The 11,956-nt window shown below is 70.8% G+C and carries 10 protein-coding genes; 5 read left to right on the top strand and 5 right to left on the bottom strand.

Annotated elements, in window-relative coordinates:
* Positions 1 to 18: 18 nt before the first annotated feature.
* Positions 19 to 1,392 (bottom strand): 3-phosphoshikimate 1-carboxyvinyltransferase, encoded by a 1,374-nt coding sequence (gene aroA / locus K0817_RS12940; RefSeq protein ID WP_219981914.1) that lies wholly within the window; start codon positions 1,390 to 1,392, stop codon positions 19 to 21.
* A gap of 87 nt (positions 1,393 to 1,479) precedes the next feature.
* Here aroA and K0817_RS12935 point away from each other — a divergent pair, with 87 nt between their 5' ends.
* Positions 1,480 to 2,187 (top strand): sigma-70 family RNA polymerase sigma factor, encoded by a 708-nt coding sequence (locus K0817_RS12935; RefSeq protein ID WP_219981913.1) that lies wholly within the window; start codon positions 1,480 to 1,482, stop codon positions 2,185 to 2,187.
* Positions 2,184 to 2,426: a zf-HC2 domain-containing protein gene (locus K0817_RS12930; RefSeq protein WP_219981912.1), complete on the top strand. Its 243-nt coding sequence runs from the start codon at positions 2,184 to 2,186 to the stop codon at positions 2,424 to 2,426. The genes K0817_RS12935 and K0817_RS12930 overlap by 4 nt, the downstream gene beginning before the upstream one ends.
* Positions 2,427 to 2,433: 7 nt before the next feature.
* Here the strand turns inward: K0817_RS12930 and K0817_RS12925 are convergent, their stop codons facing one another.
* Genes K0817_RS12925 through K0817_RS12915 form a run of 3 tightly spaced genes read right to left on the bottom strand, consistent with a single transcriptional unit; the run spans position 2,434 to position 5,016 of the window.
* A complete protein-coding gene (locus K0817_RS12925; RefSeq protein ID WP_219981911.1) occupies positions 2,434 to 3,339 on the bottom strand; it encodes a diacylglycerol kinase in 906 nt (301 codons plus the stop codon).
* Positions 3,336 to 4,076 (bottom strand): FAD-linked oxidase C-terminal domain-containing protein, encoded by a 741-nt coding sequence (locus K0817_RS12920; RefSeq protein WP_253735384.1) that lies wholly within the window; start codon positions 4,074 to 4,076, stop codon positions 3,336 to 3,338. Before K0817_RS12920 ends, K0817_RS12925 begins: the two co-directional genes overlap by 4 nt.
* Positions 4,021 to 5,016: an FAD-binding oxidoreductase gene (locus tag K0817_RS12915; protein ID WP_253735372.1), complete on the bottom strand. Its 996-nt coding sequence runs from the start codon at positions 5,014 to 5,016 to the stop codon at positions 4,021 to 4,023. The genes K0817_RS12920 and K0817_RS12915 overlap by 56 nt, the downstream gene beginning before the upstream one ends.
* A gap of 69 nt (positions 5,017 to 5,085) precedes the next feature.
* Between K0817_RS12915 and K0817_RS12910 the strand changes: the two genes are divergently transcribed.
* The 3 genes from K0817_RS12910 to K0817_RS12900 all read left to right on the top strand — a co-directional run bounded on the left by K0817_RS12910 (position 5,086) and on the right by K0817_RS12900 (position 8,092).
* Entirely contained in the window at positions 5,086 to 6,207 is a 1,122-nt protein-coding gene (locus K0817_RS12910; protein WP_253735371.1) for an FAD-dependent oxidoreductase, read from the top strand.
* The gene (locus tag K0817_RS12905) at positions 6,204 to 6,647 is read left to right on the top strand and encodes a hypothetical protein (protein WP_253735370.1); all 444 of its coding nucleotides are present in this window, start codon (positions 6,204 to 6,206) and stop codon (positions 6,645 to 6,647) included. The genes K0817_RS12910 and K0817_RS12905 overlap by 4 nt, the downstream gene beginning before the upstream one ends.
* Positions 6,648 to 6,742: 95 nt before the next feature.
* Entirely contained in the window at positions 6,743 to 8,092 is a 1,350-nt protein-coding gene (locus K0817_RS12900; RefSeq protein WP_219981910.1) for an APC family permease, read from the top strand.
* Positions 8,093 to 8,110: 18 nt separating this feature from the next.
* Here K0817_RS12900 and K0817_RS12895 read toward each other — a convergent pair whose 3' ends face one another.
* A complete protein-coding gene (locus K0817_RS12895) occupies positions 8,111 to 11,857 on the bottom strand; it encodes a multifunctional oxoglutarate decarboxylase/oxoglutarate dehydrogenase thiamine pyrophosphate-binding subunit/dihydrolipoyllysine-residue succinyltransferase subunit (RefSeq protein ID WP_219981909.1) in 3,747 nt (1,248 codons plus the stop codon).
* Positions 11,858 to 11,956: the final 99 nt, after the last annotated feature.

Here is an 11,956-nt window from a genome sequence, read left to right as displayed (position 1 = left end):
GCACCCGGGCAAGCCTCGTCACGAGGCCTGCATCGTCTCCTCGGTCATCGAGCCCGGCGCCCCCTGGCCGGCCAGCATCCGCTGCCACATCTGCGGGAACTCGGGCATCGTCTTGGCAGTGGTGCCGATGTCGTCGACCTCGACTCCCGGCACGCCCAGGCCGAACAGCGCACCGGTCGTGGCCATGCGGTGGTCGTGATAGGCGTGCCAGGTGCCGCCGTGGAGCGGGCGGGGGACGATACGGATGCCGTCGGGGAGCTCGTGCGCCTCGCCGCCGAGTCCGCGCAGCTCGGCCACGAGGGCCGCGATCCGGTCGGTCTCGTGGCCGCGGATGTGTCCGATGCCGTGCAGCGTCGAGGGAGCGTCGGCGAAGGCCGCCAACGCGAAGATCGTCGGAGCGAGCTCCCCCGCCGCCGAGAGGTCGAGGTCGATCCCCTGGATGCCGGCACCCGCCGTGATCGTGAGCGCTCCGCCGCGGCGCACGGCGCGCGCGCCCATCAGCGTGAGGATCTCGGTGAGCATGGCACCGGGCTGGGTCGAGTGGGCGGGCCAGCCCGGAACCGACACCGAGCCTCCGGCGATCATGGCCGCCGCCAGGAACGGTGCCGCGTTCGACAGGTCGGGCTCGATCGCGACGTCCTTGCCGCGCACCGGTCCTGCGGGCACGATCCATTCGCCGGCGGCGGGCCGCTCGACGTGGACGCCGCGGTGGGCGAGCGTCTCGACCGTCATGTCGATGTGCGGGATGCTGGGCAGTCGCGCGCCCTCGTGGACGAGATGCAGCCCCACATCGAAGCGGGGCGCCGCCAGCAGCAGTCCCGAGACGAATTGGCTCGACGCGCTGGCGTCGATCGTCACCTCGCCGCCGCGGACGTGTCCGTGTCCGCGCACGATGAACGGCAGCGCCCATCGGCCGCCGTCGTCGATGTCGACCCCGACGTCGCGCAGCGCGGTGATCATGGCGCCCATCGGGCGGTGCAGGGCGCTCTCGTGGGCCGTGAGGGTGACGTCGCCGTGCGAGAAGCCGCCCAGTCCGGCGATGAACCGCATCACGGTGCCGGCCTGCCCGCAGTCCACTTCGGTGTCGCCCCGCAGCGGCCACACCGGGGTCACCTCGATGTCGTCGCCGTAGCCGCCCGACCCCGGTACCAGCTCGATGCCGATGCCCAGGGCGCGCAGCGCCTCGATCATGCGCCCCGAATCATCCGAGTGCAGCGGGGCGATCAGCCGGCTGGGCCCGTCGGCGAGGGACGCCAGCACGAGTTCGCGATTGGTCAGGGACTTCGACCCCGGCACGGTGACGGTGGCATGGATCGGACCGTCCGCGACGGGGGCATGCCAGGCTTCGCGCCCTGTCGGCGCGGGAGTGTGGGAATACCCGTCGGCTGTCATCGGGTTCTACCCTACTGAACCCGGCCCACAGCGACCGGAACGCAGCACCTCGAAACCACACGGACCCATCACACGAAGCGGAGCCGGATGTTCGCCACTCTCGATCGCCTCGACCTCGAGGCACCCCTCCGTCACGCCGCAGGAGGCCTGGCAGAGGCCGCCGTAGACTGGCGCGTGATGAGCGACTCGATCGACCAGGCCCACGAGAGCGGCAAGGCCCTGGATCCGCGCACCCAGTTCGAAGAGCAGGCACTGCCCTTCATGGATCAGCTGTATGCCGCGGCCATGCGCATGACGCGCAACCCCGCCGATGCGGCGGACCTCGTGCAGGAGACGTTCGTCAAGGCGTTCGCGTCGTGGAAGACGTTCACGCAAGGGACCAACCTCAAGGCGTGGCTGTACCGCATCCTCACGAACACCTACATCAACACCTACCGCAAGAAGCAGCGCGAGCCTTACCAGGGCACGATCGACGAGCTCGAGGACTGGCAGCTCGGCGGCGCCGAGTCCACGACCGCCACGACCACGCGCTCGGCGGAGGCCGAAGCCATCGACCATATGCCGGCTTCGGTCGTCAAAGACGCCCTGCAGGCCATCCCCGAGGATTTCCGGCTGGCGGTGTACCTGGCCGACGTCGAAGGCTTCGCCTATCAGGAGATCGCCGACATCATGAAAACCCCCATCGGCACGGTCATGAGCCGTCTGCATCGTGGCAGGCGCATGCTTCGTGAACTGCTGGCCGACTACGCGAGAGAGCGCGGCATCACCCCCGCCGCCACGAGGAGCACGAAATGAGCGATTGCGGCTGCGAGAAAGCGCGGCGCGACCTGGAGGAGTACCTGCGCCACGAGGTCTGCAAGACCCAGCATTCCGATATCGCGGAGCACCTCGAGAACTGCCCGGGATGCCGCGACGAGGCCCTGGTGGCGCGCACCCTCACCGAGGTGGTCGCACGGGCCTGCAAGGAGTCGGCACCGGAAGAGCTTCGCGACCAGGTGCTCGCCAGACTGCGCGCGGTTCAGGCCACCCACTGAGGCGGCCTCACTCCGCAGGAGCGAAGACGGTGAGCGCGCCCGGCGCGACATCGACGACCAGCGGCAGCACGCCGATCGGATCGCCGTCGGCGTACGCGGTCACACCGGGAGCCGACAGGCGGACCGAGCGGGCTCGCCGCATGGCGACCTCGGGCACGCTCGCGTGCGTGCCGCGATACACCATCGGCAGAAGGCGCAGCAGACGCAGCCGGCCGGCCGGCCGCACCGTCACGACGTCGAGCAGACCGTCGGCCGGATCGGCGTCCGGGCAGATCGGGATGCCGCCTCCGTAGGTGCGTCCGTTGCCGACGGTCGCCATCACCATATCGCCCCGGTATCGCTCTGTCGTGCCGTCCGGGTCTTCGAACTCGAGGTCGTAGGGGATGCCGCGAAGCGTCACGAACTCGCGCAAGATCGCGATGTTGTAGCGCGAGCCGCCACGCGGCCACCGCATGGCGTTCGCACGATCGTTGACCTTCGAGTCGAATCCACTCGCAAGCACCGACCCGAAGAACGCCACCGACCCGTCGGGGCGGGTGACGCGCCCGAGGTCGACCTGCCTTGTCGCTCCGCTCGCGATGGCGTCTGCCGCGGCGATGACATCGAGTTCGCGCAGGCCCAGGGTCGCTGCGAAGTCGTTTCCCGTGCCCACCGGGATGATTCCGAGCGGGATGCCGGTACCGGCCAGCTGCTGCAGCGCGAGGTTGACGGTGCCGTCGCCGCCCACGACGGCGACGGCGTCGACGCCCGCGTCGATGGCGGTGCGCAGGAGCGAGGCCGACTCGGCCGCGCTCCCGCCGCTGACGATCGCCGTTTGCACGCCTCCCGCGCGCAGGCGCTCCGCTGCCCGGGTGGCTGCCGCGGCGTGGGACCCGGCCCGCGCCGCGGGGTTGGCTATCAGAGCGAGCTTCATGCGCCGGGTGCTGCCGGCCCGCCAGGGGTCGGCGTCGCGCCGATCGGTGGCACCAGGACGCCGGGATTCATGATCCCGCGTGGATCGACGGCGGTCTTCACCGCGCGCAGGATCTCGACCCCGAGATCTCCGATCTCCGCGGTCAGGTACGGGCGGTGGTCCCGGCCGACGGCGTGGTGGTGGGTGATCGTGCCGCCGCCGGCGTCGATGGCGCGGGACGCGGCATCCTTCGCCCTCGTCCACTGGGCTACCGGATCCTCGCCCAGGGCGGCGACCACGGTGAAGTAGAGCGACGCGCCGGCCGGGTAGACGTGCGAGATGTGGCACAGCACGATCGGTTTGGCGCCCGAGGCGGTCAGACTGGCCGTGAGCGCGGCGGTCACGGCGCTCTTGAGGGCGAGCAGGCTGGTCCACGTGGTCGCTGTCTCGAGCGTCTCGGCGAGGACGCCGATGTCGAGGAGGGTGTCGCGCAGCGCAGGCGACGAGAAGCGGCCGCGCTCCCAGGACCGGGCGGGATCCTCGCCTCGTGGCTTCGCGCCGTGTGCGCCGAAGACCCCGTCGAGCGCCGCGCACACGACCTCGGCCTCGGCGGAGCCGGCGCCTTCGACGGTGGCCACGGCGAGGCATCCGCTCATCCGGGTCAGATGTCCGCCCATGATCGCGTGGACGCGCGTCTCGGTCTCATCGCTCAGCCGCAGGACGGTGGGACGGATGCCGCGCTGCGTCGCCTCGCGCAGCGCAGAGGCAGCCGCGCCGAAGTCGGGGAACGTCCAGGCGCGATACGCGGTCGCGGTGGGCGCCGGCCGGCCGGATGCGGACGGTGATCTCGGTGAGGACTCCCAGCGCGCCCTCCGAGCCGAGGAAGACCTGGCGCAGATCGGGACCGGCGGCGCTCGCGGGGGAGCGGCCGAGGGCGAGCTCACCCGCCGGCGCGGCGATGCGCAGCGCGTGCACGAGGTCTTCGAAGCGGCCGTAGCCTCGCGACGCCTGGCCGCTCGAGCGGGTCGCGGCATAGCCGCCGAGCGAGGCGTACTCGAAGCTCTGCGGGAAGTGGCCGATCGTGTAGCCGTGCGCGGCGAGCATCTGCTCAGCCTGCGGTCCCGTGGTGCCCGCGCCGAAGGTCGCCAGCAGCGAGGTCTCGTCGAGGTCGAGAAGGGCGGCGGTGCGCACCAGATCCAGCGCGACGACCGCGCGATGCGCGCCGCGCTCGGGCTCCACTCCGCCCACGACCGACGTGCCACCGCCGAAGGGGACGACCGCGATGCCACGCGCGTCGCAGATCGAGACGACGGCGGCGACTTCGTCGTGGCCGGCCGGCAGAATCACCGCGTCCGGGGCCGGCTGCGGGTCGTCGAGGCGTCGCCGCAGCAGATCCGGGGTGCTCTTGCCGCCGAGGTGAAGAGCGCGAGTGTCGTCGTCTCGTGTCGCATTCCCGGCGCCGACGACGCCGGCGATGGCGGCCAGGTCGTCGTCGGTGAGGCGAGAGCGCGTGAGGCGGGGCCGCTCACGGCGCGCGAGCGGGCGCGCCCTGCCGGGGACGAGCGTAGCGATCAGCGCCTTCGCCCCCGTGGGCAGGCGGGCAGGTTCGGTGTCCCATGCGTCCCACGCCGGCCGCGGTCGCGGAGCGGGCACCGCGAGCGGTCGCGGCGGCGTCGCATCGGGCGGCGTCGTCGGCATCGGGCCAGTATCGCACCGTGGGCACGGCAGGCGTGGCCCGAGTCCGACTCGCTGCGCCATCATGTGAGGGTGCAGACCCACATCATCGGCCGCACGCCGTTCCCCTCCGCCCTCACGGCAGCACGGCGCACCCGCGAGCTCGAGGCGATCGTCGGGGACACCGAGATCGATGTGCTCGTGATCGGCGGCGGCATCACCGGAGCGGGGATCGCGCTGGATGCCGCGAGCCGTGGCCTGCGCACGGTGCTGGTGGAGCGGCATGATCTCGCTCACGGCACGAGCCGTTTCAGCTCGAAACTCGTGCACGGTGGGCTGCGCTACCTCGCCACGGGACAGTTCGGCATCGCCCACGAGAGCGCGAGCGAACGCCACGTCCTCATGACGAGGACGGCTCCGCACCTCACCCGTGCCGTCGCGCAAGTGGTGCCGCTGTATGAGCCCGGCGGCGTCGGCCGCGGCGCGTACGTCGGCCTCGGCTACGGGCTGGGCGATGGCCTGCGCAGGGTCGTCGGAACGTCCGGCACGGTCCTGCACGCGCCGTCGGTCATCGGACCCGCCGAGATGATGCGCCTGGTGCCCGCGGTGCGCGCCGACGCACTGCGTGGCGCCGTGCGCGGCTGGGACGGCCAGCTCATCGACGACGCGCGGCTCGTGGTCGCCGTGGCGCGGACGGCGGCCGGGTATGGGGCATCCGTTCTCACCCGTGTCGAGGCCGTATCGGCGACCGGTGACAGCGCCCACCTGCGCGACACGGTGAGCGGCCGCAGCCTCACCGTGCGCGCCCGTGCGGTGGTGAGCGCGACAGGGGTGTGGGCCGGGGAGCTTGCGCCCGACGTGCGGCTGCGACCGAGCCGCGGCACGCACGTCGTGGTCGAGACCTGCCGCATGGGCGGCTCGGACGCGTCTCTGGCTGTGCCGGTCGCCGGATCGTCGAGCCGCTTCGTGTTCACCCTGCCGGCCGTGCACGGGCGGACGTACATCGGGCTGACCGACGTCCCCGCACACGAGCCGGTGCCCGACGTCGCTCAGCCGACCGAGGCTGAGATCGATACCCTGCTCGACACCGTGAACACGGTGCTCGCCGATCCACTGGGCAGGGAAGACGTGTCGCCGCGTTCGCGGGGTTGCGGCCGCTCCTGGCGGGAATCGGTGACGACGACTCCAGCGACCTCTCGCGTCGGCATGCCGTGATCGAGTCTGCGTCCGGCGTGTTGAACGTGGTGGGCGGCAAGCTCACGACCTACCGGCGCATGGCCGAGGACGCCGTCGACGAGGTCATCCGCCGCGATCCCGGGCTGCCCGCACGGTCGTCCCGCACGCGCGCTGTGCCGCTCGTCGGCGCGTGGCCCCGGCACCGGCTCGCCGAGATCGCCGCGCCGGCCCGGTTCGTGCGGCGCTTCGGCGCGGAGGCGCCATTCGCTGCCGGCCTTCCGGACGGGCCGCCCGCCGCCCGGGGCGTCACCGCGCAGGAGCTCCAGTGGGGTGTCGTCGTCGAGGGCGCGCTGAGCATCGACGACCTCCTGGACCGGCGAACACGGCTGGGCCTGGTCGACGCTGACCGGTGGGCGTCGACGGATGCCGCAGCCGCCGCCTTCGCCCGCGCCGCCGTGGTGCCGCTCGAGACCGGCTGAGCACCCACCCGCGTCGCGCGGGAATGGCAGGAATCCGCGCGAGGACGACGCCGCACGCACGACGGAGCGCGGTCGCCGGCGGCGACACTGAGAGCATGACCTCGCAGACCGATGCGCCCCGTGGCAGCCTGGGCGTCGTCCAGGGCACGGCGCTGTACATCGCGTCGGTGCTGGGCACCGGCCTGCTCGTGCTGCCGGGGCTCGCGGCCGAGGTCGCCGGTCCGGCGTCGATCGTGGCGGTGCTGGCCGTGATCGGTCTGTCGATCCCGCTGGCTGGAACGTTCGCCGTCCTCGCCGCGCGCTACCCCGATCCGGGCGGTGTGGCCAGCTACGTGCGCCGCGCCCTCGGCGGGACGGCGGCGCGGATGACGGGCTACTGGTTCCTGTTCGGCGTGTGCGCCGGTGCGCCCGTGGTCGCCGTGCTCGGCGGCGAATACGTCGTCGCGGTGCTCGGTGTGGATCGGGCCATGGTGCCGGTGATCGCGCTCGTCATCCTCGCACCGCCCTTCCTGGTCAATGCGTTCGGCGTGCGCGTCGCGGGCTGGGTCCAGTTCGTGCTCACGGCGCTCCTTCTCGCCGTCGTCGTCGGCGTCGTCGCCCTGGCGGCACCCGCGGTGGAGACGCAGAACTTCACACCGTTCCTGCCCAACGGGTGGATGGGCGTGGGAACCGCGATCAGTCTGTTCGTCTGGGCATTCGCCGGCTGGGAGGTCGGCACCCACATCTCGGGAGAGTTCCGCGATCCGCGCCGTGCCATCCCGATCGGCACCGCCATCGCGCTCGTCGTGACAGGGGCGTGCTACCTCGTGCTGCAGATCGTGACGGTGGGCGCACTCGGCGAGACGGCAGGCGAGGGCGCCGTGCCGCTGCTCGAGCTGGCTCGCCTGGGCTCTCCGGGTTTCGGAGCCGCCGCGGTCGGCGCGATCGCCGCCATCGTCGCGCTCGGCGTGATGAACGCCTACCTTGCGGCGTTCGCCAAACTCGGGGCATCCCTCGCCGCGAACGGGGATCTGCCGCGGTGGTTCGCCGCCGGAGCGGAGTCCGGGGGAGTGCCGCGCCGGGCCCTTGCCCTCACCGGCGCCGTCGTGATGGCGTACTTCGGCCTGATGCTGTGGGCAGGTCTGGATCTGACGCCGTTCATCCTGGTGCACACCAGCAGCATGGTCGCCATCTACGCCGTCGGCATGGTGGCCGCCCTGCGACTGCTGCAGCGGCGCACCGCCGGGTGGTGGATGGCCCTGGCCGCCACGGTGCTCTGCGCCGGCATGCTGGGCCTGGCCATCGGGTCGCTCCTGCCGGCAGCGGCCCTGGCCGCCGTCGCCGTGGCGGTCACGCTCCGCCGTCGCCGCCGGCGCGCGCAGACGGCCGGCTCGCTCTCCGCTGAGGTGAAGACAGCGGACGACAGCACATCGTCCCTGGGCGCGACGCGCTCAGGGACGATGTGACGGTCGGCGTCGGCGCTCTTAGAGCGTGAGCGCCTTCTGCATGATTGCGGACTGCTCGACCGCGTGAACCTTGGGCGATCCGGTGGCCGTCGATGCGGCAGACGGACGCGAGACGCGCCGGATGGTGCGTCCGTTCAGGTGCTGCATGAGCTCGAGCGCGATGAACGGCCACGCCCCCTGGTTCTCGGGCTCATCCTGCACCCACACCAGCTCGGCGTCGGGGTAGCCGTCGATGACGGCGTTGAGCTCGGCGACGGGCGTCGGGTAGAGCTGCTCCAGCCGAACGAGGGCGATCTCGGGGTTCGGGTTCTTGTCGAGCTCGGCCCGAAGATCCCAGTGGATCTTGCCCGAGTGCAGCAGCACCCGCTTGACGGCCGACTTGTCGAGACCACGGTTGTCGTCGAGCACGGGCTGGAACCGCCCCGACAGGAAATCGTCGACGGGGCTGGTCGCGCCGCGCAGGCGCAGCATCGCCTTGGGCGTGAAGACCACGAGCGGGCGACGGGGACGGGCATAGGCCTGGCGGCGCAGCAGGTGGAAGTACGAGGCCGGCGTCGAGGGGCGAGCAACCGTCATGTTGTCTTGCGCGCACATCTGCAGGTACCGCTCGATGCGTCCCGACGAGTGGTCGGGTCCCTGGCCCTCGTAGCCGTGCGGGAGCAGCAGCACGACGCTCGACTGCTGGCCCCACTTCTGGTCGGCCGACGAGATGAACTCGTCGATGACCGACTGCGCACCGTTCGCGAAGTCGCCGAACTGCGCCTCCCACAGCACGAGGGCGTCCGCGCGCTCCACCGAGTAGCCGTATTCGAACGCCATGGCCGCGTACTCGCTCAGGAGCGAGTCGTACACCCAGAAGCGGCCCTGATCGTCGCTCAAGTTCGCCAGCGGGATCCACTCCTGGCCGTTCGCGCGGTCGTGCAGCACCGAGTGACGCTGCACGAACGTGCCGCGCCTCGAATCCTGCCCGGCCAGACGGACGTTGGTCTTCTCCAGCAGCAGCGAGCCGAACGCGAGCAGCTCGCCGAAGGCCCAGTCGATGGATCCGTTGCGGCTCATGTCGAGGCGCTTGTCGAGCAGCTGCTGCAGCTTGTTGTGCACCGTGAAGCCGTCCGGCTTGTTGACGAACGTGTCGCCGATCAGGTGCACGACCTCACGCGAGACCGCGGTGCTCTCGGGCTCTCCCGCGGCCGGCTCGGTCGGGGCATCCGGCACCACCACCGGCGAGGAGCCGGTCTCGGCCGCGTGCGTCTCGGCGAAGGCGATCTCGAGCCGGTACTGGAAGTCCTGCTTGGCCTTCTCGTACTCTTCCTCGGTGATGTCGCCGCGTCCGACCAGCGCTTCGGTGTAGAGGCGACGGACGGAGCGCTTCGCCTCGATCAGGTTCGTCATGAGCGGCTGCGTCATCGAGGGGTCGTCGCCCTCGTTGTGACCGCGCCGGCGGTAGCACACCAGATCGATCACGACATCGCGGTGGAAACGCTCGCGGTAGGCGAAGGCCAGCTGCGCGACGCGGGTGACGGCCTCGGGGTCGTCACCGTTCACGTGGAAGATGGGCGCCTGGATGGTCTTGGCGACATCGGTCGCGTACACCGAGCTGCGGGCGTCCACGGGCGTGGTCGTGAAGCCGACCTGATTGTTGACGACGACGTGGATCGTTCCGCCGGTGCGGTAGCCGCGCAGCTGCGACATCTGCAGCGTCTCGACCACGACGCCTTGCCCCGCGAACGCGGCGTCGCCGTGCACGAGGATCGGCAGCCATGAGAAGGTGCCGATCGGCTTTCGGTCCTGCTTGGCGCGGACGATGCCCTCGAGTACGCCGTCGACCGTCTCGAGGTGCGACGGGTTCGCGGCGAGGTACACCGGCAGCTCCTGGCCGCCGTCGCCGTCGGCGACGAAGGTGCCCTCGGTGCCGAGGTGGTACTTGACGTCGCCCGACCCGCTCTTCGAGCCGATCGCGACCGAGCCCTCGAACTCGCGGAACACCTGGCCGTACGTCTTGCCCGCGATGTTCGTGAGCACGTTCAGCCGTCCGCGGTGCGCCATGCCGATGGCGGCGCCGTCGAGGCCGGCCTCGGCCGCGCCCTGGAGGATCTCGTCCAGCAGCGGGATGAGCGACTCGCCGCCCTCGAGGCTGAAGCGCTTCTGACCGACGTACTTGGTCTGCAGGAAGGTCTCGAACGCCTCGGCCTGGTTCAGCTTGTCGAGAATGCGCAGCTGCTCGTCGTGGCCGGGCTTCTGGTACTTGACCTCGACATTCTGCTGGAACCAGGTGCGCTGGCCCGGGTCCTGGATGTGCATGTACTCGATGCCGATGGTGCGGCAGTACGAGTCGCGCAGAACGCCCAGGATGTCGCGCAGCTTCATCTGGCGCTTGCCGCCGAACCCGTTCGTGACGAACTCGCGGTCGAGGTCCCAGAATGTCAGCCCGTGGCTCTCGATCTCGAGGTCGGGGTGCGTGCGCTGCATGTACTCGAGCGGGTCGGTGTCGGCCATCAGATGGCCGCGGACGCGGAAGGAATTGATGAGCTCCTGCACGCGCGCGGTCTTGTCGACGCGCTCCGCGGTGTCGACGTTGATGTCGGAGGCCCAGTGGATGGACGCGTACGGGATGCGCAGGGCGGCGAAGATGTCGTCGTAGAAGCCGCGCTGCCCGATGAGCAGCTCATGCACCTTCTTGAGGAACTCGCCCGAACCGGCGCCCTGGATGACCCGGTGGTCGTAGGTGCTGGTCAGGGTGATCGTCTTGCCGATCGCCAGCTCGTTGAGCGTCTTGTCGCTCGCCCCCTGGAACTCGGCCGGGTACTCGAGCGCGCCGGCGCCGACGATGCAGCCCTGGCCCTTCATGAGACGGGGTACCGAGTGCACCGTGCCGATCCCGCCGGGGTTGGTCAGCGAGATCGTGGTGCCTTGGAAATCGGCGGCTGTGAGCTTGTTGTTGCGCGCCCGGCTGATGAGGTCCTCATAGGTCGTGAGGTACTCGCCGAACGTGAGCTGGTCGGCGCGCTTGATGCTCGGCACGAGGAGCGCACGCGTGCCGTCCGGCCGCGGGAGGTCGATCGCGATGCCCAGGTTCACATGCGCGGGGGCCACCACCGAGGGCTTGCCGTCGACCTCGGCGTAGAAGACGTTCTGGCTCGGGAACTCCTTGAGCGCCTGGATGATCGCCCAGCCGATGAGGTGGGTGAAGCTCACCTTGCCGCCGCGCGTGCGGGACATGTGGTTGTTGATCACGATCCGGTTGTCGATCATGAGCTTCGCCGGCACGGTGCGCACGCTGGTGGCGGTCGGCACGGTCAGCGACTCGTCCATGTTCGCCGCGAGGGTCTTGGGCATGCCCTTGAGCACCGTGACCTTGTCGGCGGCGGTGGTCTCGGCGGACGAGGGCTGGGCCTTCGGTGCCTGGGCCGGGATCGGCTGCGGCGACGCGGGACGAGCCGTCGTGCGCGCGACCGGCTGCGTGCCGATCACGGGAATGGGTGCCGTCACCGGACGGGGCTCGGCCGCTGCCGGCTGAGACGGCGGCGGATCGGCTGTCGCGGGGGCCGGAGCGCTTGGCGCCGCGGGACCCGGAGCGCTTGGCGCCGCGGGCGCCGTCGCTGCCTCGCCGTCGACCGGGTGGTAGGCCTCGAGCACCGGCCACCACGCCTTGTCGACGGAATTCCGGTCGATCTTGAACTGCTCGTACAGCTCGTCGACGAGCCATTCGTTGGCTCCGAACTCGCCCTCGTTCGAAACCCCGACGCCCGTCACCTGGCTCGACACGCTGAATCGCCTGCTTTCATCGGTGAAGTTGTGGTCACGCGTCGGGCTGCTGAAGCCCGCGCACGCGCTTGTTAAGCGTAGCCCAGTCTGCGCGCACGG

The organism is Microbacterium sp. HD4P20 (assembly GCF_019449275.2).
GTDB lineage: Bacteria > Actinomycetota > Actinomycetes > Actinomycetales > Microbacteriaceae > Microbacterium.
This window is presented reverse-complemented; position numbering and strand designations above follow the sequence as displayed.

Bases quoted from the DNA above. Each gene is read 5' to 3' on its own strand.
- K0817_RS12930 (WP_219981912.1), top strand. From the start codon at position 2,184: ATGAGCGATTGCGGCTGCGAGAAAGCGCGGCGCGACCTGGAGGAGTAC.
- K0817_RS12915 (WP_253735372.1), bottom strand. From the start codon at position 5,016: ATGCCGACGACGCCGCCCGATGCGACGCCGCCGCGACCGCTCGCGGTG.
- K0817_RS12935 (WP_219981913.1), top strand. From the start codon at position 1,480: ATGTTCGCCACTCTCGATCGCCTCGACCTCGAGGCACCCCTCCGTCAC.
- aroA (WP_219981914.1), bottom strand. From the start codon at position 1,392: ATGACAGCCGACGGGTATTCCCACACTCCCGCGCCGACAGGGCGCGAA.
- K0817_RS12900 (WP_219981910.1), top strand. From the start codon at position 6,743: ATGACCTCGCAGACCGATGCGCCCCGTGGCAGCCTGGGCGTCGTCCAG.
- K0817_RS12925 (WP_219981911.1), bottom strand. From the start codon at position 3,339: ATGAAGCTCGCTCTGATAGCCAACCCCGCGGCGCGGGCCGGGTCCCAC.